A 22,278-nucleotide genomic window follows, 5' to 3' on the forward strand; every position below is an offset into this window, starting at 1 on the left:
GACTGCCATCCGACGCTCTACCACCCATTACTGGGCGGTCTTATCAAATTTCCCCAGCACATCGCGCTCGTAGGCCAGCGCTTTTTTGCGGTCAAACTTGTGTTCCCACTTGGCAATCACCAGCACCGCCAGCGCATTGCCCACCACATTTAGCGCAGTACGCGCCATGTCGAGGATACGGTCAACACCGGCGATAAACGCCAGCCCTTCCAGCGGAATGCCCACGCTGCCCAGCGTCGCCAGTAACACCACGAAGGAAACGCCCGGCACGCCGGCAATCCCTTTCGACGTCACCATCAGCGTCAGCACCAGTACAATTTCCTGCCACAGCGACAGGTCGATACCATATAGCTGCGCGATAAAAATGGCGGCGATACTCTGATATAAAGTGGAACCGTCGAGGTTAAACGAGTAACCGGTCGGCACCACGAAGCTGGTGATAGAGGCTGGCGCGCCGTAAGCCTCCATCTTCTCGATAATGCGCGGCAGCACGCTCTCAGAGCTGGCGGTCGAGTACGCCAGAATCAATTCATCTTTCAGAATGCGAATCAGAATCCAGATACTTAACCCGCACAGGCGCGCCACGATGCCCAGCACCACCAGAGCAAAGAAAATAATGGCAAAGTGTACCAGCAGCACCAGTTTCGCCAGCGGCCACAGCGACGCGAAACCAAAATTCGCCACCGTGACGGCGATCAGCGCAAAAACGCCCACTGGCGCATAGCGCATCACCATATGAGTGACTTTAAACATGGTCTCAGAAATGGAACGAAATACCGTCACCAGCGGTTCGCGGTGTGTTGCCGGCAGGGACGATAACCCCAGCCCAAACAGGACCGAGAAAAAGATAATCGGCAGCATATCCCCTTTGGCCATCGATGCGATGATATTGGTCGGCACCAGCGACAGTATCGTCCCCATCAGCCCATGCGCATGACTTTGTACTTCCGCCGTGGTGTTCTGGTATTTCGAAATATCGACGGTCGCCAGTTGCGACATATCAATGCCTGAGCCTGGCTGAAAGACATTCGCCAGCGTAATGCCGAGGATAATCGCCACCGTGGTGATCAGTTCAAAATAGAGAATGGTTTTTGCGCCGATACGGCCTAGCTGTTTCGCATCGCCAACGCCGGCGATGCCGACAATCAAAGTCGAGATCACGATCGGCACGACGATCATTTTAATCAGATGGATAAAGATATCGCCGGCAGGCGACAACAGATTGGCAATCAGCCATTCACGGCTGTCACTGTGATAATGCAGATAGCTGCCCAGCAGAATGCCCAGCACCATAGCCAGCAAAATTTGCCAGGCCAGGCTGACTTTCAAGTTTTTCATAACAACAGACTTCCTCGATGAAGCGTTGCTCTCCGTCAAAAGCATGAGAGCAATACATACTGAAAGGGTATGATTTGTGTTGCGTTGGTTTGTAGAGTTTTTTAACGCGCATAATCAGTATCATTTGCATAGCGTCTTGCGCAACCCTTTCATAACAGGGCTTTTGGCTGCTTTTATGCATAATAACGCGAGTTTATGGCGTTAATGATGAATAACTATTTGTTATGGAAAGTTTTTTATTTCGACAAAAACGAATAATACACTGAGGTAATTAATTTTTATCCGTGATTCATTCGCCGTTTTTTTAAACAGCGCGCACGGCGCAAATCACAAAAAAGAAAAAATTATTTCTGCCGATTTTGTAACAATTTTGCCAAATTAATGGCCTCTACCAGTTGCGCGCGGTTCACTCGCGGCGAGTTTGCATCCAGTAAGGTTTGCCACAGCGACACGGCTCGCGCATAATCCGCCTGCATAAACGCATCCGCCGCCAGCAGCATCTGCGCGGTCACTTCTGTCGCATCCAGCGCTAACGCTTTGTTAATCATTTCACGAGTCGCAGGCGTCATATGTTGCCCGGACTGGTAATACAGCACCGTTGCCAGCGCGGCGAAAAGCTGCGCGTTATCTCCTCGCAGACGCAACGCCTGACGATATGCCAACAGCGCATTGTCATACGCATTGCGATAGAGATAATACTCGCCCAGCCGCGCCCATTGCTCGCTATCCTGCGGATTGGCGCGGATTTTTTCTTGCAGCATGGAAAGCTGCGCCTCTGGCGTTTGCGGGTTTGTAAAGTCACGTAGCGGATCGGCCAGACGCTGTTGCTCGCTACGCACAGCCTGCCATTTCGGCGTCAACATATAGCCGCCGATACAGGCAGCCACCATCAACACCGCCGCAGCCGCCAGACGCTTTACGGGTAGCGGGCGTAATGTCGTCGTGACGTTCGCTGGCAAACTCATGTTTCCTCCTTCTCTGTACGCTGACAAATGCCGGCTCGCCAGAGAATAATACCCACCAGCAACAACAGTAGACACGGCAGCGCCCATAGCAGAAGCGTTTGCGCGGTCAGCGGCGGATCGTAGCGAACAAAATCGCCGTAACGCCGGGTCATCCAGGCGGTAATTTCCGCTTCATCTTTACCTTCCGCCACCATGGTATAGACCTGATGGCGCATACTGACCGCGACCGACGCATTGGATTCCAGTAAATTTTGATTCTGACACTGCGGGCAGCGTAGCTGGCTGGCAACGCGCAGGGCTTTTTCCTGCTGTTGCGTGTTTTCGAAGCGCCAGGTGTCCACCACCTGAGCATGGGCAGTGAAAGCGAAGAAAAACAAGACACAGATGAAAAGTAAACGCGTTTTGCCGGATAAGGCATCCGCGACGCCATCCGGCAACGCTGTGATTAACTTACACATCACGTCTCCTCCCTCGCCAGCCGCTCAGCAATGCCCCGACGATCATCATCAGCCCGCCGCCCCAGACCCAACGGACGCCAGTCTGCACATAAAAACGCATAGCATACCGCTCCTCTCCCGTTTTCTCGCCCATCACCGCATACCAGTCATGTAGCAGGTTCCAGTGAATCCCCGGCTCCATCATTTGCTGGCGCCGCGCGACATAAAAGCGCCGTTCCGGCACAAGGCGGCCAATCACCTGGTCATCTTTCGAAAGGGTAATCAGCGCTTTCTCGGTGGTGTAATTTCCGTGAGCAGTCAGATCCAGACGCTCGAAACGAAAGGTATAGCCCGCCAGTACCACCTGCTGACCGGGGCTGAGGTTAAGGCTGATCTCATGTCGACTGACGCTGGAAACCATAATCCCGGCGGCGAAGATAAATACGCCCGTATGCGCCAGCAACGCCGGAAGCTGACGATGCAGAGAACGTGTCCGGCGGCTTACCGTCGCAAGCACGATAACCACCAGCATCAGCAGGCCAAACGGCAGCGTGACGCGATTAAAATAGGGCGTGCCCACCGAAAGCCTTCCCCAGCCCATCAAACCATAAATCATGGGGTAGAGCGTCCCGACCAGTACGATCAACAAGACGGCGCTAAAGAGCAGCAGCGTCGCCAGAATGAACGTTTCGCGCGATCCGCCGCCCAAACGTGTCGCCGGATACTGCTCCCGCGCCCGCCAGCCGTACAGACCAAGCGATGCCAGACTTAACGCGGCAAAAAGGGTAAACAGCGGCACCGCGCGCACGTTATCTAACGCAAAAGCATGGACGGAAATCAGAATGCCGGAACGCACAATCAGCGTTCCCAGCAGCGAGAGGATCAACGTCAGTATCGCCAGCAGCAACGACCAGTGACGGAAGCTCCCGCGCTGGCGGCTGACATACAGGCTGTGCAGCAACGCGCTGGCGGCAAGCCACGGCAGCAAAGAGGCATTTTCCACCGGGTCCCAGAACCACCAGCCGCCCCAGCCCAGTTCGCAATACGCCCACCACGATCCGAGAATGATACCCAGCGTCAGAGCGCACCAGCCGGGTAACGCCCAACGCCAGCAAACCCAGGCGGTTGCCGCGTTAAAGCCGCCACACAGTAGCGAGGCCAGTGCTACGCTCGCCGCGGTCATCAGTCCGCCATAACCCAGATAGAGCAGCGGCGGATGTAAGATCAGCCCCAGATGTTGCAGCATGGGATTAAGGTCTCGCCCTTCAATGGCGGGAGGAAAAATACGCAGAAACGGATCGGACCACAGCATGATAAACAGCAGCAACGAGGCCATAATGAGGGACAAGATGCTCAGGGTCAGTGGAAAAAGCGCGTCAAATTCATGCCGGGTGCGCCAGGCGAATAGCGCCGTCCACCCCGAAAGAAGCAGCGCCCACAGCAGGAGCGAGCCTTCATGGCCGCCCCATACCGCCGCCAGTTTAAGTCCCCATGACAACTGACTATGGCTATGCTGCGCAACATAAACGACCGAAAAGTCGCTGGTCAGAAAACAGCTAACCAGAATCGCAAACGCCAGTAGCAGCAGCGTGAATGCCGTCCACGCGCCGCAGGTCGTCAGGCGCATGACGCCACACCAATGCTGACCAATCCCATACCACGTCGCCAGCGGGGTCAACACGTTGACCCCAAGACTCAACAACAGCGCCAGAAATCCGGCTTCAGGAAGGAAGATGTCCAGATTATGCAACCGTTAGCTGTCCCGCATAAAGAATGAAAAAGCGCAGCAGCAGCACGCCGGTCAAACTGGCACCGCAAACGGCCAACACGCCGTGAAACGTTACGCTACGGTTTGCCCACGGTTTCAGCAGCATCGGGATAATCAATCCCAGTCCTACGACGCCAAGCCAGAACCACCAGCTCCAGAATCCGCCGCCCAACGCGGCTGCCAGCGCCCGCATTTTGCCGTCATCACCCAGCGCCAGCCCAATAAAAAAGGCCGCCAACAGGAAGATTTCCAGCCACACCACCGGGGTTTCCATGCGGTGTACAAAGCGCGCCTCGGTGCTGTGCGGATTGCTGTTATGGCGTAACGCCATCGCGATCAGCGCTACCGCCGCGCCGGAGGATATGCCGGAGAACAGAAACAACGCCGGCAGGATCGGGTTATTGAGGAACGGATAGGATTTCAGCGCCGACAGCAGAAAGCCGGTATACGCGCCGAGCAGTACCGCCAGTACCAGCATCACGGTCTCAAGGGCGCGATGGAGCGGCGTCAGCAGGGTTAACACGCTTTGCACCAGGCCCAGCCGCGGTAGCCAGCGCTGTTGGAGGGCAATAACCTCTTTTTCAAAGATTTTCGCCAACCACAGTATCAGTACCACCATATAGAGCTGGAACAGCATCACTCCCATCGACATCACCGAGGTAAAGCTGTAGTGAAACATCAGTTTCCAGAAGGTCCACGGGCGCGTCAGGTGGAAGACCAGAATCAGCAGGCCAAGAATAATCGCCCCGGGTCCGACGACCAGTGTAGTGCGCAATAAGGTACTGTCTGCCCCGCCGGCTTGTGGATGGAAGCGGCGCAGTAGAATAGCCAGCGTGACCAGCCCGGCGGAAATACCAATCAAAAACAAATAGATGGCAATGGGCCAGTCCCAGACCAGCGAGTCAAAATGAAATGCAGACGCGTTTGTCATTGGCTCACCTCCCCATAGTTAAAGGGAACGCGATAAACCTTCGGTTTCGTCCCCAGCGCCAGCTTGTAGCGATAAGTCGGTTTCTCGCGCAGCAGACGGGAGATCTCACTATCAGGATCGTCCAGATTGCCGAAGGTCAGGGCTTTAGTTGGACAGGATTCGACGCAGGCAGGCAACCGGCCCTCTTTTAGCCGGGTTTTCCGGCAAAAATCGCACTTATCCGCCGTCTTACTGACCGGATGGATAAAGCGCACGCGGTAGGGACACGCGGCGATACAATACTGGCAGCCGACGCAAAGGTCCGGGTTCACATCGACAATACCGCTGGCGGCATCGCGGAATGATGCGCCGGTCGGGCAGACGTCAACGCAGGGCGCATGGTCGCAGTGCTGGCATGAGTGACGAAAGAAACGGTACTTCACCTCCGGAAACGTTCCCAGCGGCTCGCTGCGGATAATGGTCAGTCGCGATACGCCCTCCGGTACTTGATTCACTTCCCGACAGGCATCCATACAGGCGGTACAGCCGATGCATAGCGATTCGTCATGCACCATGCCATAACGCACGCCGTTAATATTCAACGTGTTCGCTACAACGCGTCCTGCCATCCCGCTGACCGCCGCCAGCGCGCCGACGCGGGTAATAAATTGACGTCGGGTGCAACTCATGGCTGCTCCTTAAGCAACGGAACGGACGCCGGATTAAAGTGCGGATTAGTACGCTGATCGCTGTGGCAATCCACGCATATTTTGATCCGCCCTTTCTCACTTAGCGTCTGCATCGTATCTTGCTGCGGATGCAGGGAGTGGCAACTGGCGCAGGCCACTTTAGTGACATGAACATCGTGCGGCCAGAACGCTTTTTGCAGTTGTTCAGGCAGATGGCAGGACATACAGACGCTGTTCTGTTGCTCCACCGTATACATCGGGTCGTTAAAACGCATTACATCTTTCACCCCTTCACGGTGGTGAAGCGACGGCTGACCGTGGCAGTTGGTACAGGTTACCGGCAATTTGTTGTTCGGGTTGATAACGCCCGTATGTTTACCGTGCATACCTTCGGTCTCCGGTTTGTGACAGTCCAGACAGGCAGCATCCGGATTACGCTGCTGGGTGACCGTCCAGCGTTGTTCAGGTTGCTGGGCGGTGGCGGGGGCGGCAGTTATCCCATTCAGGCTCCAGAACAGGCCTGACGCCAGCACCCCGGCAGTTAATAACGAACGTAATACGCTCATATTCACTCCATTACGTTATCCGCCCCTTGCGAGGCGGAAAGGGGTTATTGGCTTAACAGACCGTTTTTACGCGCCTGATCTTCCCACTGCGGTACAACCGTTTTCAGGAAGTCCTGCTTCTCGGCGTTGATTTGTTGCATATTCAAACCAATCGCTTTCTGCGCCTTCTCTTTCGTCGAAATATCCGGCAGCGGGATTTCATGGGTAATGCCTTTGGTTGCCAGCAGTCGCGCCAGTTTAGTGCGGGCATCCGCGGCTTTATCCATCGCGCTGCCTAACATCCGTAGACCTTCTTCCGGAGCATGCATATGAATACCGTGTGACGCAATCGCCAGATCCCAACGCCACTGCGCGTGGCGAATATCGTTCAGAATCGGTTTCATTTCCGCGTCTGTCGCCCCCGCATCCCATGCGGCTTTCGCTTCGAAGTGGGCATGAACCAGCTGATCTTCTACTTTGATTTTCAGATCGTGAATCGCCTGCTTGCGTTCGGCCACCACGTTTTGCAGCGTAGCTTTATCCTGGGTATGGCAGTTGGCGCAGGTTTGGGCGAAATTGTCGAACGGGTTGCCGATTTTATGGTCGGTGTAGAGCTTGCCTTCGGCGTTCTGTACTTTCGGCATGTGGCAGTCGATACAGGTCACGTTATTCTTACCGTGAATGCCCGCGCTCCAGGTTTCATATTCCGGGTGCTGCGCTTTGAGCATTGGCGTTTTCGACAACGAGTTTGTCCAGTCGGAGAAAGCGATGGCGTCGTAATATTTCTCCATATTTTCGACCTTCATGCCTTCGTCCCACGGGAATTTAACGGCTTTATTTTTACCCTCAAAGTAGTACTCAACATGGCACTGTCCACAGACCATCGATTGCTGATCAAACCGTCCCGCTTTATCAAACGGTTTGCCGATAGCCTCCATCGCCCGTTCGGCATAGGGACGTGACAACGTTAACGCGGGTTTCCCCTGGGCGAAATCGTCCGAAGCGGTGTTATGGCAGTCGGCACAGCCCAAATCGTTGACAATTTCCGGGCCACCGCGCGCCCATTTGCCATGAAAGTAGCCGTCTTCGCCCTCTTGCTGGATAAGGCGCGCGACATCAGGGCTTTTACAGCTCCAGCAGGCCATTGGCAGCGGGCCGTCTTCCGCCGTTTTTGGCGCGCCGGTACGCAGCGTTTCGCGCACGTCAGTTACCGCATACGCGTGGCCGCGTGGTTTGTTGTAATCACGGGAGAAGGGATATCCCGCCCACAAGATCACCAGACGAGGGTCTTCCGCCAGCGCATCTTCACGGGCAGACTGTTCTGACGTCGCTTTCCATGACTGATATTGGTCGGGGTGTTGAGGCGCGAACGTTTCATTTTTCGCTTCAACAGTAACGGTTTTTGCAGATACAGGCGTTTGCTCAGCGTAAACAGAGGTAATGAAGAAAAAAGGAAATATAAGGCTGAAGAAACGGCGTGCGCGTAGTGTTTTCCTTGCCATAGAGGTCTCATCCAGATTGCGCCATTATCTTTAATGGCGATTTTTTATCGTTTTCCATAACAGCAACCGCACAAATACTGTTATTACATTGCTCCCCTCTATGTGTAACAAATAACCACACTTAAAATGTTGTCTTTAATCAATTGTAAGTGTATGTAAAATACCACTTTAGAGTTAGTAGCCTGGACAAAACTCCCTCTCTTTTGTGATTTCCGGACACGGATCACTTTTTAAAAAAAATTTCATATAACGTCATGTTATCCCGAAAATTTATCTAATTTTGCGGGACACAATCAAAAAAAACATTGCTGCTTATTTGCACAGTTCCCTTTTTGCGTGATCTGTCGCCCAAATACTAAACAAAACTTATTAAGACCCTACATTTAACGTTTATGCGACATATCATTAACATCTTACAAGGAGAACAACAGCATGAGCCAAACACATAAACACGCCATTCCCGCCAATGTTGCGGATCGTTGCCTGATAAATCCAGAGCAGTATGAGACTAAATATAAACAGTCTATTAACGACCCCAATACGTTTTGGGGCGAACAGGGAAAAATTCTCGACTGGATCACCCCGTACCAAAAAGTGAAAAACACCTCCTTTGCGCCAGGCAATGTGTCGATTAAATGGTACGAGGACGGCACGCTGAATCTGGCGGCGAACTGTCTTGACCGCCATTTGCAGGAAAATGGCGATCGCACCGCCATTATCTGGGAAGGCGATGACGCGTCGCAGAGTAAACATATCTCTTATCGCGAACTGCATCGCGATGTCTGCCGTTTCGCGAATACGCTGCTGGATCTGGGCATTAAAAAAGGCGATGTGGTGGCGATTTATATGCCGATGGTGCCGGAAGCGGCGGTGGCAATGTTGGCCTGCGCCCGCATCGGCGCGGTGCATTCGGTGATCTTCGGGGGGTTCTCGCCAGAAGCCGTCGCCGGACGCATTATCGACTCCAGCTCGCGACTGGTGATCACCGCTGACGAAGGTGTACGCGCCGGACGCAGTATCCCGCTGAAAAAGAATGTCGATGACGCGCTGAAAAACCCGAATGTCACTAGCGTTGAGCATGTGATCGTCCTGAAGCGCACCGGCGGCAACATTGACTGGCAAGAAGACCGCGACCTGTGGTGGCGCGATCTGATTGAAAAAGCCAGCCCTGAACACCAGCCTGAAGCGATGAATGCCGAAGATCCGCTGTTTATCCTTTATACCTCCGGCTCCACCGGCAAGCCGAAAGGCGTGCTGCACACCACCGGCGGCTATCTGGTCTACGCCGCGACCACCTTTAAGTATGTCTTTGATTATCACCCTGGCGATATTTACTGGTGTACCGCCGATGTGGGTTGGGTGACGGGGCACAGCTATCTGTTGTATGGTCCTCTGGCCTGCGGCGCGACCACCTTAATGTTTGAAGGCGTGCCGAATTGGCCGACGCCCGCTCGCATGTGCCAGGTGGTCGACAAACACCAGGTCAACATTCTCTATACCGCTCCGACGGCAATCCGCGCGCTGATGGCGGAAGGCGATAAAGCCATTGAAGGCACCGACCGTTCTTCACTACGCATTCTGGGTTCCGTCGGCGAGCCGATCAACCCCGAAGCGTGGGAATGGTACTGGAAGAAGATCGGCAAGGAAAAATGCCCGGTCGTCGACACCTGGTGGCAGACTGAAACAGGCGGTTTTATGATCACGCCGCTACCAGGCGCTACCGAATTGAAAGCCGGTTCCGCCACCCGTCCTTTCTTTGGCGTACAGCCTGCGCTGGTGGATAACGAAGGCCATCCGCAAGAAGGCGCGACGGAAGGCAATCTGGTCATCACCGATTCCTGGCCGGGCCAGGCGCGCACTCTGTTCGGCGATCATGAACGTTTTGAGCAAACCTATTTCTCTACCTTTAAGAATATGTATTTCAGCGGCGACGGCGCGCGTCGCGATGAAGACGGCTATTACTGGATCACCGGTCGCGTGGATGACGTGTTAAACGTCTCCGGCCACCGTCTGGGTACGGCGGAAATCGAGTCGGCGCTGGTGGCGCATCCGAAGATCGCCGAAGCGGCGGTGGTGGGTATTCCACACACTATCAAAGGTCAGGCAATTTACGCTTATGTGACGCTCAACCACGGCGAGGAGCCGTCGCCAGAACTGTACGCGGAGGTGCGCAACTGGGTACGTAAAGAGATTGGCCCGCTGGCGACGCCGGACGTGCTGCACTGGACCGACTCACTGCCAAAAACCCGTTCCGGCAAAATTATGCGCCGTATTTTGCGCAAAATCGCGGCGGGCGATACCAGCAATCTGGGCGATACCTCGACTCTCGCCGATCCTGGCGTGGTAGAGAAACTGCTCGAAGAGAAGCAGGCCATCGCGATGCCGTCATAACCATAAATGCCGGATGGCAACGCGAAAGCGTTTTATCCGGCCTACGACCCTACCCCTGCCCTCTCTCAAACCGGGAGAGGGAAATATAAAAAAACCTCCCCAAAGGATTTCGCGTTGCAGGAAGGCGGCAAGCGAGCACATCCCCAACAGCATAGTTCACTATGTGACTGGGGTGCGCGAGTGCGGCCAACGCGCCTGCGGCGTGAAAGACGAAGGGGATACCTCTGGAGACTCTGTGATGAATGATCCAATTTATCAGCGGATAGAAGACTGTGCGCGTTTCAGGGAATTAGTTGAAAAACGGCAACGGTTTGCCACGATTCTGTCGGTTATCATGCTGGCGGTTTATATCAGCTTTATTTTACTGATCGCCTTCGCGCCTGGCTGGCTGGGCACGCCTCTACATGCGGGAACCAGCGTCACCCGGGGGATTCCCATTGGGGTCGGGGTGATTGTGATTTCTTTTGTTTTGACCGGAATTTATATCTGGCGAGCGAACGGCGAATTCGATCGTCTTAATAACGCCGTACTGCATGAGGTGAAAGCATTATGAAAAGAGTTCTGACGGCGCTCGCCGCCGCACTCCCCTTCGCCGCTCATGCGGCGGATGCCATCAGCGGCGCGGTTGAACGCCAGCCCACCAACTGGCAGGCGATTATCATGTTTTTGATTTTCGTCGTGTTTACGCTCGGTATTACGTACTGGGCCTCTAAACGTGTACGTTCCCGTAGCGACTACTACACCGCAGGCGGCAATATCACCGGGTTCCAGAACGGTCTGGCGATTGCCGGCGACTATATGTCCGCCGCGTCATTTCTCGGCATTTCCGCGCTGGTGTTTACCTCAGGTTATGACGGGCTGATCTATTCGCTGGGCTTCCTTGTCGGCTGGCCAATCATCCTGTTTTTGATTGCCGAGCGCCTGCGTAATCTGGGACGTTATACTTTTGCGGATGTTGCCTCTTACCGCCTGAAACAGGGGCCAATCCGTATTCTTTCAGCCTGTGGCTCCCTGGTGGTGGTAGCACTTTATCTCATCGCCCAAATGGTCGGCGCCGGTAAACTGATTGAACTGCTGTTCGGCCTCAACTATCACATCGCCGTGGTGCTGGTCGGCGTGCTGATGATGATGTACGTGCTGTTCGGCGGGATGCTGGCGACAACGTGGGTGCAAATTATCAAAGCCGTCCTGCTGCTGTTTGGCGCCAGTTTTATGGCCTTTATGGTGATGAAACACGTCGGCTTTAGCTTCAATAATCTGTTTACCGAAGCCATGGCGGTACACCCGAAAGGCGCGGCGATTATGAGTCCCGGAGGGTTGGTGCAAGACCCGATTTCGGCGCTGTCGTTGGGCCTGGGGCTGATGTTCGGCACCGCCGGATTGCCGCATATTCTGATGCGTTTCTTTACGGTCAGCGATGCCCGCGAAGCGCGCAAGAGCGTGTTCTACGCCACTGGATTTATGGGCTATTTCTACATTCTGACCTTTATTATCGGCTTCGGCGCTATCATGCTGGTGGGGGCGAATCCAGCCTATAAAGATGCTGCGGGAGCGCTCATCGGCGGTAACAACATGGCGGCGGTGCATCTGGCGAATGCGGTAGGCGGCAACCTGTTCCTTGGTTTTATCTCTGCCGTGGCCTTCGCCACTATCCTGGCGGTTGTCGCCGGTCTCACGCTGGCAGGCGCGTCGGCGGTATCACATGATTTGTACGCCAACGTGTTCCGCAAAGGCGCAACCGAACGTGAAGAGCTAAAGGTGTCGAAAATCACCGTACTGGTGCTGGGCGTGATCGCCATTATCCTCGGCGTCCTGTTTGAAAATCAGAACATCGCCTTTATGGTGGGCCTGGCGTTTGCTATCGCCGCGAGCTGCAACTTCCCCATCATTCTGCTTTCCATGTACTGGTCAAAACTGACCACGCGCGGCGCTATGCTGGGCGGCTGGCTAGGTTTACTGACAGCGGTGGTGCTGATGATTCTTGGACCTACCATTTGGGTGCAGATCCTCGGCCACGAAAAAGCGATCTTCCCGTATGAGTATCCGGCGCTGTTCTCTATCAGCATGGCGTTCCTCGGGATCTGGTTTTTCTCGGCCACCGATAACTCGGCAGAAGGCAACCGTGAACGTGAGCAGTTCCGCGCTCAGTTTATTCGCTCCCAAACGGGATTCGGCGTAGAACAAGGGCGGGCGCATTAATCTTACCGTTTCCTCCGGCCCTGTGGGTCGGAGGAAAATCAGAACATCACCATCGCCACCAGCGGGGCTGCCAGCACCATCACCACGCCGGACAGCATCATTACCAGACTGGCGACAACGCCCTCCTGCTGACCAAGTTCATAGGAGCGCGCCGTGCCCGCCCCATGTGACGCCGCACCGAAACCGGCCCCTTTTGCCATGCCTTCCCGGATAGAGAGACGCAAAAATAGCGCGTCGCCGACCGCCATGCCAAACACGCCAGTGACGACCACGAACAACGCCACCAGATCCGGCTGCCCGCCCAGGGGTTCTGCCGCCGCCAGCGCAAACGGCGTGGTAACGGAACGTACCGCCAGACTACGCTGGATCTCATCCGACAATGTGAACAGACGCGCCAGCCAAACGGAACTGGTGACCGCCACCACCGTCGCCGTCACTACGCCAGCGGTGAGCGACATCCAGTGACGTTTGATAATCGCGAGGTTATCGTACACCGGCACCGCAAAGGCAATGGTCGCCGGACCGAGTAGCCACAATAGCCAGTGCGATTCGCCAATGTAGTTTTGCCAGGAGATATGACCGAACACCAGCATTAATACCAGCAGTGCCGGCGTCAACACTAATGGCATCAACGGCAGTTTGCGAAAACGGCGATACAGACGCTTATTGGCGAAGTAAATCCCCAGCGTAATAACCAGGCACAGTACGCTTAACTGAAAGTTATTCACGGTTTAGCCTGCTCATCTCATAGCGATATACTTTATCCACCACCCACGCCGTCGCGCCGAGTACCATTAAGGTACTGATCGCTATCACCGAGAAGATGCGCCAGCCGTCCACCAGCAATAGATGGGCATAGTTCACTACCGCCACGACGGCGGGGACAAAAAATAGCAGCATCTCCGCCAGCAGCCAGCGCGCGCCTGCGCGTACCCAGCTAAGCGGAATAATCCGGCAAACGATCAGCGCCAGCATAAGCACCATGCCGACCAGATTCGCGGGTAACGGCAGGCGCAGCCAGGAGACAAGATATTGGGAAAAAATGAATAAACCTGCATATAGCAGTACCTGAACCGGTACCTGGAGTCGTTGCACAACGGCAGGCGTAACGCGGCTTATCGCCACAGCCATGAGGGAATGTCCTGAAAAATAATACGGAGCGCCAGTATAGAGAACCTCCGTCACGGGCAGAAATGAATTAAAATCATTGCAGACATAGTCGGAAGGAATAATCATGGATATCAGAACGCTGCGTTATTTTGTCGAGGTGGTGCGCCAACAAAGTTTCACCCGCGCAGCGGAGAAGTTATTTGTCACCCAGCCCACCATTAGCAAGATGCTGAAAAATCTTGAAGATGAGCTTAACTGTACGCTACTGATCCGCGACGGACGTAAGTTATTGCTGACCGATACCGGGCGCGTGGTGTTTGAACGCGGTCTGGCGATCCTCGCTGAGTTTCGCCAGTTAGAGGCTGAGTTGAGCGATATTAACCATCTCAATAAAGGCTTGCTGCGGCTGGGTATTCCCCCGATGGTCGGCATGTTGATGGCCGGGCCAATCAGTTTGTTTCGACAACGCTACCCTGGCGTTGAACTAAAAATTTCGGAGTTTGGCGGCCTGACGGTGCAGCAGGCAGTAATGAATGGCGAGCTGGATGTCGCGATGACCGCGCTTCCGGTGGAAGAAGCAAGCGGACTGACGACGTTATCGCTGTTCAGTCATCCGCTGTGCGTGCTGGTCCCCCGTTCCGGTCAGTGGATAACCTGCGACTCCATCGCGCCTGAAGCTCTGGCGGAGCATCCACTTCTTATCTACAACGAAGATTTTGCTCTGAGCCGCCAGTTGATGACCTTATTTAGCCAGCATGACGTAAAACCACGGATTGCAGTCCGCAGCGGGCAATGGGATTTTCTCGCCGCCATGGTGCAAGCGGGCGTCGGCATCGCCATTTTGCCGGAACCGATTTGTCAGCGCCTGGATAAGGCCACGCTGCGCTGGCTGCCGCTGGAAAGCGATCTCCGCTGGCAGTTGGGCATGATTTGGCGCGAGGGCGTGTATCTGTCGCACAGCGCTCGGGCATGGTTAACCTGTTGCGAAGGGTTTTGGTTAAAATCATAGTCGTGCTCCCAGGCCCGGTAAGCATCGCGCCACCGGGCCACAAGGACTATTGATTTTCTATCAGCAGCGCTTCCATCAAATCCAGGTCATGCAGCAGCTTTTGCAATGTTTCATTGCTGATCTCTCGCGTGGCGCGCAGATGATACAACTCGGCACGTTCGGAACGCAGCGCGGCAAGACGGAAACGCCGCTCCAGGTTTTCTTCCTGTATGGAGCTTTCGACATCGTTTCGTCCATCGGCACGGCGACGTAAGTTACCAATGACACGAGAGCTTACTTCAGTAAGCAACTGATTATCGATGTTTTCTTCGGTATCCGCCGCCAGACGCTCTTCCATTTTCTGAATGGCGATAATCGCCACTTCCGCCGTCGCCGCACGGGCGATACGCTCCTCTTTCAACTGTTGCGCATGATCGGCGACTTCCAGATGTTGCAGCAGCAGCGGCAGCATGATCACGCCGACAAATAGCGAGAACAGAATGACGCCAGCCGCCAGGAATACCAGTTCATAACGCGCCGGAAATCCGCTGCCATTCGGTAAAAGTAACGGTATAGAGAGCACACCAGCCAATGTGATCGCCCCACGAACGCCAGCGAAGGAAGCAATCAGAATTTCACGTGACGTCCAGTTGGCGAACTCCATCGGTTTCTTCTTCAAAAAGCGCAGGCTGAACTTTTTCATGGCCCACAGCCAGCCGAAGCGAACCAGCATTAATGCCGCATAAATCAGCACGATATCGGTAAAGAGCATCCAGGTTTCGACATTCGGGTCAGCTTCCGCCGCCGCCAGCGAAGACTCCAGAATACCCGGCAATTGCAGTCCCAACAGCAGAAAGACCATACCGTTAAAGACAAATTCCAGCATCGCCCAGGTACTGTTAGCACGCAAACGCATTGCCAGCGGCGCACGGCGCATTACGCCAGATCGGGTGATGGTCATCCCGGCGGCAACGGCGGCCAGAATGCCTGAGACGCCAATATGTTCGGCAATCAGGTAAGACGCGAAGGGCAGCAGAAATAGCAGGACGATTTGCGTCGCGGGCTCATCGCCGCCCCAGCGGCTCAAAAAACGCAGCGATCGGCCATACAGCCAACTGACCACAAAACCCGCCAGAATACCGCCGATAGCAACCTTAAAAAACTCCAGCGTCGCGCCGCCGACGGTAAACACCATCGTCCCCATCGCGACCGCGACGGCGAATTTCAGCGATACCAGACCGGAGGCGTCGTTCATTAACGCCTCGCCCTGCAGAATGCCCATGATTTTTTTCGGGATACGCCCCTCGCCCACAATTCCGGAGAGCGCTACCGCATCGGTCGGCGACAACACGGCGGCCAGCGCAAAAGCGGGGATCAGCGGAATGCCGGGCACCAGCCAATAAATCAGGAAGCCGATCCCAACGACCGTCACCAGAACCAGCGCCAGCGCCAGCCCGAAAATCTCCCGCCCATGTTCAAGAAATTCACGGGTCGGCGTTTTCCAGCCATCCGCAAACAGCAGCGGTGGAATAAACAGCACCAGGAAGAGCTCCGGGTCGAACTCCACATGCAAACCAAACGTCGGCCACGCCAACAGCGCGCCAACGGCGATCTGCATAAGGGGTAAAGGAAGCTGGAAGGGTAATACACGCGTAAATACCCCCGACAGCGAGACCACAAGGGTCATGATGAGTATTGTGAAGAAAATTTCCATGCGTTCCCTGTTTGCGATGTTTTTTATGATGGAGAGAGGCATCATGCCTCGGTTTCACCTTCTTCAGATTAACGCAAAAGGTAACGTGATGTGTCCTGAAAATGAAAACGGGCGGCCAACGCCACCCGTTTTTCAGAACGAAGGTAGAACTAGATAGCCCAGCCGCCGGCATAAAAAGCGACCAACGCGACCGCAATGACGACAGTCCCGATATTCAGTTTACGCCATTCGCCGGAAACCACACGCCCGACGACCAGCGTGGCAAAGCCGATCATAATCCCGGTGACAATGTTACAGGTCAGTACAATAAATACGGCTGTCACCAGCCCAGCCATCGCATCGACGAAATCAGCAAAATCGATTTTCGCCACGTTGCTCAGCATCAGCAGACCGACATACATGAGCGCCGGGGCGGTTGCATAGACGGGAACGAGATAAGAGAGCGGCGAAAGAAACAGGATCAGTAAAAACAGCACGCCCACGGTAATCGCCGTCAGGCCCGTTTTGCCGCCCGCCGCCGTACCGGCCGCAGACTCGATATACACCGCGGCTGGCGCCGCCCCGACCAGGCCGGAGAAAACGCTACTCAGGGAGTCGGTGGTTAGCGCTTTACCGCCATCGATAATTTGTCCGTCTTTGTCCAGCAGATTAGCCTGCCCTGCGACCGCACGGATCGTCCCGGTCGCATCAAATACCGCCGTCATCACCAGCGCCAGTACGCTTGGCAGGACGACAGGGTTTAACGCGCCCATAATATCCAGGCTGCCGATCAGCGAGTTGCCGTTTTCATCGCTCAACGAAGGCATAGCGAAAATGCCGGAAAAATGGACGCCAGGATCGAAGAGCAAACCCACAATAGAAATGCCAATAATGGTCAACAGAATGCCGCCGGGGACTTTCAGCTTTTCCAGACCGAGAATAACAGCCAGCCCCACCAGCGACATGATCACCGGGAAGGTGTCGAAATCACCCAGCGCGACCGGCAGGCCATCCAGCGGGTTTTTAATGACCAGGCCGACGCCGTTGGCGGCAATCAGCAACAAAAACAGGCCAATACCGATACCTGTTCCGTGAGCCACGCCCTGTGGCAAGTTACGCAAAATCCAGCTACGAATGCCGGTAGCGGAGATAATGGTAAACAGTACGCCCATCAGGAATACAGCGCCAAGCGCGACCGGGACGCTAATATGTTGCCCCAATACCAGGCTAAACGCGGTAAACGCCGTCAACGAGATAGCGCAACCGATAGCCAGCGGCAGATTCGCCCATAGTCCCATAACAATAGAGCCGACGCCTGCGACCAGGCAGGTCGCCACAAAGACGGCGGCAGGCGGGAACCCGGCTTTACCCAGCATCCCTGGCACCACGATGACGGAGTAAACCATCGCGAGGAACGTGGTTAAGCCAGCAACGACTTCCTGGCGAACGGTGCTCCCGCGTTGTGAAATTTTAAACCAGGCGTCGAGTGAACCGCCGGTACGCGCTGAAGGCGTAGACATAGAAAACATCCCCTGAGAATTTATTATTCGTCGGTATACGTGGGAGGTAATCCACTAACAGAGCAACGTTATCTCCTTGTGCTACATTTACGACAATCGGGGTGCCGCAAAAAAGCAAACGTTTAGCTCCACGTATACAAAACGGGTGGCAAAAAAGGCAAACGATTATCCAGCGATCATAAACGCTTTTTCAACTGAACTTTGCCGCTTTTTATGCTTTTCTGCTTAGTATGCTCAATAAATCGCCACACTATGCGCAATCGTTATCGTCACTGCGCAATCCAGCAACAATTTTTCGCATCGCTGTTAGCAAATACGTTGCGCAATCTGCTCACAAAAACGTCATTATCCACCAGGGATGGTAAACGGACCGCCCTGCTGAATCGCTCGCTGCCAGGCAGGACGCCTTTCTACCCGCGCTTTCCATGCGCGGGTATGGTCGAGATGAGCGATCCCGCCCCGGGCAAGCAGCGCAAATAGCGGGAAGCTCATCTGGATATCCGCCATACTCAACTGCTCCCCGGCAAACCAGGGGTGATTTGCCAGATGCCCGTCAATAAAGCGCGCATGGGTTTCCAGTTGCGGATTGAGGTACGCTTTTTGCGCACCCTGACCGATGACGCCGCCCAACGTTCGCAGGCCCAATGGCACCGGCGGTTTACCCAGCGAGGTAAAGAGCAGTCTCATCAATAGCAAGGGCATGAGTGAACCTTCAGCGTAATGTAGCCAGAATCGATAGTGTTGTTTCCCCTGCGCATCCGCAGGTTTAAAGCGCCCGATACTGTCGTAAGTTTCCTGCAAATATTCCAGGATGGCGCCCGATTCCGCAATAACCATACCGTGATCTTCGATAACCGGAGACTTGCCCAGCGGATGCACTTTTTTCAATGCCGGCGGCGCCAGCATTGTCTTTTCACGTTGGTAACGCACAATCTGGTAAGGCAACGCCAGTTCTTCCAGCGCCCAGAGGATGCGCTGCGAACGAGACTGATTTAAATGGTGCACCGTTAGCATGACTGTCTCCTGTAAGGTATGCCAACTAACTATAGAAAATGATGGCAGTTGCCGTAAAAATTTCGGCTAAAAAATCAACATTTCGCTGGCGAACAGGGAGCCGTCGCTTACACTTACAGTATCAACACAAACCGGAACCTCCACCACGTGCTCAATATGAGGGGTGTTGACGTCGGGGGAAACCCTCCTGTAATCAGCGGGATAGAGTGAAAGACAAAGACCGGAAACAAACTAAAGCGCCCTTAGCGGCGCTTTAGTTTTAGGTGAATTCTGCCCGATGGCCGGATGCGTGTTAATCATCTTCAAGCAGGCGGGCGCCCGTCCCGTGTTCGCCAAGCCTGTCGCCTGGATTTCTCAGCGGACAGTCGCTACGCGATAAACAGCCGCAGCCGATACAACCGTCCAGCTCATCGCGCAACGCCACCAGCGTATGGATACGTCGGTCTAACTCTTCACGCCACTGCGAGGAGAGCTGCTTCCACTCTTTTGCACTCAACGTATGTCCTTCCGGCAAGATACCGAACGCGTCACCGATAGTTGCCAGCGGAATACCTATACGCTGGGCGATCTTGATAATCGCAACATAACGCAACACGTCACGCTTGTATCGCCGCTGGTTGCCGCTATTACGGATACTGGTAATTAGCCCTTTGCTTTCATAGAAGTGCAGGGCGGACACTGCAACACCACTACGTTTCGCGACTTCCCCCGGCGTAAGTAAGGCTTTTAAACGGGGAGATTTTTTTTCCATAAATCGCTTTACCTCAAGTTAACTTGAGGAATTATACTCGCCCGCAGACAAAACGACGAATCGAATACTGTTTAAGAGGCAGCAATATGTCGCATCAGCAGATAATTCAGACCCTTATCGAATGGATTGATGAACATATCGACCAACCGCTAAACATTGAGGTGGTGGCAAAAAAATCGGGTTACTCCAAGTGGTATTTGCAGCGGATGTTCCGTACGGTAACGCATCAAACCTTAGGCGAGTATATTCGCCAGCGCCGTCTCCTGTTAGCAGCCGTAGAACTACGGACGACTGAGCGCCCGATTTTTGATATCGCGATGGACCTGGGCTATGTATCGCAACAAACCTTCTCGCGTGTATTCCGCCGCGAGTTCGATCGCACTCCCAGCGATTACCGTCACCGCCTGTAGGACGCCTGCCCGCGTATCGTCAGAGGCGCGGGCGGTTGTTGTAGCCAGACGATGAATTCCTGCGGCGGTAACGCTTTCGCAAAGTGCCATCCCTGACAATACTGAACGCCGCGTTTTAGCAACCAGCTAACCTGTTCAGCCGTTTCAACCCCTTCAGCAATGATTTTTAGCCGCAAACTTTGTGCCATTTCAATAATATGTTCCACAATCAAATGGCTGGCGCTATTAGTGGTTAGCGTGTCGACAAAAGATTTATCAATTTTTAAAAGGTCGACATTTAATGAGTACAGGTTATGCAAGTTCGAATAGCCAGTACCAAAGTCATCAATTGCCACCTCGTATCCCGCCTGGCGAAACGCCTGAATAATCGGCGTCATTTTAGGCACATCAATAAATCCGCGCTCGGTCACTTCAACCTTTATCTGTTGCGCAAGCACTGAATGCTGACGCGTTTTTTCATGAATCATCACAATTAGCCGGGAAGAGAGAAAATCGGCGGCAGAGAGATTGATAGAGACATAAAGATGCGGGTGCGCAGCCAGAAAACAACCTAAATCATTAAATACCTCTTCGACGACATAATCGGTGATCTGCTCAATCATCCCCTCTTTTTCCGCCAGTGGAATAAATTCGCCAGGGCTCATCACCGGACCGTTATATCCCGGCCAACGCAATAGCGCTTCGGCGCCTACACACAACCCGTTTCGGATATCAATGATCGGCTGATAATGAAGGCAAAGCTGATGCCTGGTCATGGCCCGTTGCAGCAATCGGCGCGGTGAGTGATATGCCTGTCGGGATCGTGACCACATGAATAAGATAATAATGCTACAGATGATCCCTAACGGTAGCGTTAATGTAAGCTGATGAAAGAGGTTCTGGTAAAAACGCTCCTTTGAGGTTGAAACAATTGCGGCAACCGGTCGTTTTGCTGATTTAACCAGAGTATAAAAACGTTCACCCTGTTGGAACACAGGTTCACTTCGTCGCACCAAAGGTAATAGCTGAGCGGCCTGCGCCAGTTCACTCAGGGAGAAAAAGGTATTGGTCACCGTATCATACATTCCCCAAGCCAACGCCGGATCGTCTGACATCACCTCGCTATAAGATAATGGATTGATAACCACAACATAGTTTCCCCGCTGCATATACGTCATTTTATAACCGTTAAAAAAAGGCGTATCACGATAGTAATAAATAGCGATGTCAGGCTTTCGCTCATAGTCAGCGCGGGGAATAAAATAAGGGTTTGTTGGCGTCATAACCGTAGAGCATAGAAAACGCTGGCCTTCAGCATAAATCAACTCATTAATGTACAAACGACCGCGGATAATATTCAGCATTCGCTGTTGATGGGCTGGTGTACAGGCTTGTCCCTGATATTGTTCAGCAGCATCGCGGGCTAAATCCGCTTGCAGGATAACCAGCTCCGTTTTATCTAATACCCACTGTGCAAATGAATGTAATTGATTTCTGGTTTCAGAGACTGCCCGGCTATGAGCAAACCATAACGCCAGCAATACAGGAAGTAACACCACAATGATCGTTTCGAGAAATTTCAACACCTTGCGTCGCGTGCTTTGACTCATTTTCAGCCTATTTCCCTGCATTATTTATGACTATTATTGGCAAAACAAGATGTGATCCAAACGGAGGTTTACGGTGCATGAATCTATCAATATTAGCAACAGACTTTTGCCGGTCAACATTTACTATTAATGGATATGCGCAATCTTTATCGCATAACAGGCAGGAAGCCCAATATTTTTGATAATATCAGAATGATGCTCAGGTAAACGGCCGGCTATAAATTTTTATCCATTTCTTTTGATAAATAACTTGATATTTTTATCAGGTCTACATTTCACGGAAAAAATAAAAGAGTAATAATACATCTTTTACTTTCGGACGGTTTCTCTATGGACGTTCATAAACCACACAAAAAAGATGGTTATAAAACGCACAAAAAATACATTGTCGATCTGGTGGACAATCAACATTATGTGATACAGTTCACAAAAATAATGAAACAGAAATAATGTTTCATT

At 53.5% G+C, this 22,278-nt stretch carries 18 protein-coding genes and 1 pseudogene; 5 read left to right on the forward strand and 14 right to left on the reverse strand.

The features are described from left to right. Nucleotides 1–27 precede the first annotated feature (27 nt). The 7 genes and pseudogenes from gltP to nrfA all read right to left on the reverse strand — a co-directional run bounded on the left by gltP (nt 28) and on the right by nrfA (nt 8,154). The gene (gene gltP, locus F4V72_RS21705) at nt 28–1,338 is read right to left on the reverse strand and encodes a glutamate/aspartate:proton symporter GltP (protein WP_000793278.1); all 1,311 of its coding nucleotides are present in this window, start codon (nt 1,336–1,338) and stop codon (nt 28–30) included. 344 nt (nt 1,339–1,682) lie between these two features. Next, entirely contained in the window at nt 1,683–2,303 is a 621-nt protein-coding gene (gene nrfG, locus F4V72_RS21710) for a heme lyase NrfEFG subunit NrfG (protein WP_023249499.1), read from the reverse strand. Further along, a pseudogene (nrfF, locus tag F4V72_RS21720) lies at nt 2,300–4,490 on the reverse strand (heme lyase NrfEFG subunit NrfF). The gene nrfG and the pseudogene nrfF overlap by 4 nt, the downstream one beginning before the upstream one ends. Next, nucleotides 4,483–5,439, reverse strand: a complete 957-nt coding sequence (gene nrfD / locus F4V72_RS21725) for a cytochrome c nitrite reductase subunit NrfD (protein ID WP_023249496.1) — start codon at nt 5,437–5,439, stop codon at nt 4,483–4,485. Before nrfD ends, nrfF begins: the two are co-directional and overlap by 8 nt. Next, nucleotides 5,436–6,107: a cytochrome c nitrite reductase Fe-S protein gene (gene nrfC, locus F4V72_RS21730; protein WP_023249495.1), complete on the reverse strand. Its 672-nt coding sequence runs from the start codon at nt 6,105–6,107 to the stop codon at nt 5,436–5,438. Before nrfC ends, nrfD begins: the two co-directional genes overlap by 4 nt. Beyond that, nucleotides 6,104–6,673 (reverse strand): cytochrome c nitrite reductase pentaheme subunit, encoded by a 570-nt coding sequence (gene nrfB, locus F4V72_RS21735; protein WP_023249494.1) that lies wholly within the window; start codon nt 6,671–6,673, stop codon nt 6,104–6,106. Before nrfB ends, nrfC begins: the two co-directional genes overlap by 4 nt. 44 nt (nt 6,674–6,717) lie before the next feature. Next, complete coding sequence (nrfA, locus tag F4V72_RS21740; RefSeq protein ID WP_023249493.1) at nt 6,718–8,154, reverse strand: ammonia-forming nitrite reductase cytochrome c552 subunit; 1,437 nt, start codon at nt 8,152–8,154, stop codon at nt 6,718–6,720. A 432-nt stretch (nt 8,155–8,586) separates the two neighbouring features. Here nrfA and acs point away from each other — a divergent pair, with 432 nt between their 5' ends. From acs to actP, 3 genes are all read left to right on the forward strand, one after another. Further along, complete coding sequence (acs, locus tag F4V72_RS21745) at nt 8,587–10,545, forward strand: acetate--CoA ligase (protein WP_023249492.1); 1,959 nt, start codon at nt 8,587–8,589, stop codon at nt 10,543–10,545. 238 nt (nt 10,546–10,783) lie between these two features. Then, nucleotides 10,784–11,098 carry a DUF485 domain-containing protein gene (locus F4V72_RS21750; protein ID WP_023249491.1) on the forward strand — a complete coding sequence of 105 codons (315 nt, stop codon included), beginning with the start codon at nt 10,784–10,786 and terminating at the stop codon, nt 11,096–11,098. Further along, complete coding sequence (gene actP, locus F4V72_RS21755) at nt 11,095–12,744, forward strand: cation/acetate symporter ActP (protein WP_023249490.1); 1,650 nt, start codon at nt 11,095–11,097, stop codon at nt 12,742–12,744. Before F4V72_RS21750 ends, actP begins: the two co-directional genes overlap by 4 nt. A gap of 38 nt (nt 12,745–12,782) precedes the next feature. Here the strand turns inward: actP and F4V72_RS21760 are convergent, their stop codons facing one another. Beyond that, complete coding sequence (locus tag F4V72_RS21760; protein ID WP_001058885.1) at nt 12,783–13,472, reverse strand: LrgB family protein; 690 nt, start codon at nt 13,470–13,472, stop codon at nt 12,783–12,785. After that, complete coding sequence (locus F4V72_RS21765) at nt 13,465–13,875, reverse strand: CidA/LrgA family protein (protein WP_000257348.1); 411 nt, start codon at nt 13,873–13,875, stop codon at nt 13,465–13,467. The genes F4V72_RS21760 and F4V72_RS21765 overlap by 8 nt, the downstream gene beginning before the upstream one ends. A 103-nt stretch (nt 13,876–13,978) precedes the next feature. On the opposite strand from F4V72_RS21765, the gene F4V72_RS21770 reads away from it, so the two are divergent. Beyond that, nucleotides 13,979–14,863, forward strand: coding sequence for a LysR family transcriptional regulator (locus F4V72_RS21770; protein ID WP_023249489.1), 885 nt, complete (start codon nt 13,979–13,981; stop codon nt 14,861–14,863). A 46-nt stretch (nt 14,864–14,909) separates the two neighbouring features. On the opposite strand, the gene F4V72_RS21775 is transcribed toward F4V72_RS21770, so the two are convergent. From F4V72_RS21775 to soxR, 4 genes are all read right to left on the reverse strand, one after another. Continuing rightward, nucleotides 14,910–16,556 carry a Na+/H+ antiporter gene (locus F4V72_RS21775; RefSeq protein ID WP_023249488.1) on the reverse strand — a complete coding sequence of 549 codons (1,647 nt, stop codon included), beginning with the start codon at nt 16,554–16,556 and terminating at the stop codon, nt 14,910–14,912. 149 nt (nt 16,557–16,705) lie between these two features. After that, nucleotides 16,706–18,055: a guanine/hypoxanthine transporter GhxP gene (ghxP, locus tag F4V72_RS21780; protein WP_023249487.1), complete on the reverse strand. Its 1,350-nt coding sequence runs from the start codon at nt 18,053–18,055 to the stop codon at nt 16,706–16,708. Between the two features lie 345 nt (nt 18,056–18,400). Beyond that, complete coding sequence (locus F4V72_RS21785; protein WP_136058556.1) at nt 18,401–19,069, reverse strand: glutathione S-transferase family protein; 669 nt, start codon at nt 19,067–19,069, stop codon at nt 18,401–18,403. Nucleotides 19,070–19,361: 292 nt separating this feature from the next. Next, on the reverse strand, nt 19,362–19,820 hold the full coding sequence (gene soxR, locus F4V72_RS21790; protein WP_000412686.1) for a redox-sensitive transcriptional activator SoxR: 459 nt from the start codon (nt 19,818–19,820) through the stop codon (nt 19,362–19,364). A gap of 86 nt (nt 19,821–19,906) precedes the next feature. Here soxR and soxS point away from each other — a divergent pair, with 86 nt between their 5' ends. After that, complete coding sequence (gene soxS, locus F4V72_RS21795) at nt 19,907–20,230, forward strand: superoxide response transcriptional regulator SoxS (RefSeq protein ID WP_023249485.1); 324 nt, start codon at nt 19,907–19,909, stop codon at nt 20,228–20,230. Here soxS and F4V72_RS21800 read toward each other — a convergent pair. Beyond that, nucleotides 20,218–21,819, reverse strand: coding sequence for an EAL domain-containing protein (locus F4V72_RS21800; RefSeq protein ID WP_023249484.1), 1,602 nt, complete (start codon nt 21,817–21,819; stop codon nt 20,218–20,220). The genes soxS and F4V72_RS21800 overlap by 13 nt on opposite strands. Between the last annotated feature and the right edge of the window lie 459 nt (nt 21,820–22,278).

Source organism: Salmonella enterica subsp. diarizonae (assembly GCF_008692785.1).
GTDB classification, from domain to species: Bacteria; Pseudomonadota; Gammaproteobacteria; order Enterobacterales; family Enterobacteriaceae; genus Salmonella; species Salmonella diarizonae.

Bases quoted from the DNA above. Each gene is read 5' to 3' on its own strand.
- gltP (WP_000793278.1), bottom strand. From the start codon at position 1,338: ATGAAAAACTTGAAAGTCAGCCTGGCCTGGCAAATTTTGCTGGCTATG.
- nrfG (WP_023249499.1), bottom strand. From the start codon at position 2,303: ATGAGTTTGCCAGCGAACGTCACGACGACATTACGCCCGCTACCCGTA.
- nrfD (WP_023249496.1), bottom strand. From the start codon at position 5,439: ATGACAAACGCGTCTGCATTTCATTTTGACTCGCTGGTCTGGGACTGG.
- nrfC (WP_023249495.1), bottom strand. From the start codon at position 6,107: ATGAGTTGCACCCGACGTCAATTTATTACCCGCGTCGGCGCGCTGGCG.
- nrfB (WP_023249494.1), bottom strand. From the start codon at position 6,673: ATGAGCGTATTACGTTCGTTATTAACTGCCGGGGTGCTGGCGTCAGGC.
- nrfA (WP_023249493.1), bottom strand. From the start codon at position 8,154: ATGGCAAGGAAAACACTACGCGCACGCCGTTTCTTCAGCCTTATATTT.
- acs (WP_023249492.1), top strand. From the start codon at position 8,587: ATGAGCCAAACACATAAACACGCCATTCCCGCCAATGTTGCGGATCGT.
- F4V72_RS21750 (WP_023249491.1), top strand. From the start codon at position 10,784: ATGAATGATCCAATTTATCAGCGGATAGAAGACTGTGCGCGTTTCAGG.
- actP (WP_023249490.1), top strand. From the start codon at position 11,095: ATGAAAAGAGTTCTGACGGCGCTCGCCGCCGCACTCCCCTTCGCCGCT.
- F4V72_RS21765 (WP_000257348.1), bottom strand. From the start codon at position 13,875: ATGGCTGTGGCGATAAGCCGCGTTACGCCTGCCGTTGTGCAACGACTC.
- F4V72_RS21770 (WP_023249489.1), top strand. From the start codon at position 13,979: ATGGATATCAGAACGCTGCGTTATTTTGTCGAGGTGGTGCGCCAACAA.
- F4V72_RS21775 (WP_023249488.1), bottom strand. From the start codon at position 16,556: ATGGAAATTTTCTTCACAATACTCATCATGACCCTTGTGGTCTCGCTG.
- ghxP (WP_023249487.1), bottom strand. From the start codon at position 18,055: ATGTCTACGCCTTCAGCGCGTACCGGCGGTTCACTCGACGCCTGGTTT.
- F4V72_RS21785 (WP_136058556.1), bottom strand. From the start codon at position 19,069: ATGCTAACGGTGCACCATTTAAATCAGTCTCGTTCGCAGCGCATCCTC.
- soxR (WP_000412686.1), bottom strand. From the start codon at position 19,820: ATGGAAAAAAAATCTCCCCGTTTAAAAGCCTTACTTACGCCGGGGGAA.
- soxS (WP_023249485.1), top strand. From the start codon at position 19,907: ATGTCGCATCAGCAGATAATTCAGACCCTTATCGAATGGATTGATGAA.
- F4V72_RS21800 (WP_023249484.1), bottom strand. From the start codon at position 21,819: ATGAGTCAAAGCACGCGACGCAAGGTGTTGAAATTTCTCGAAACGATC.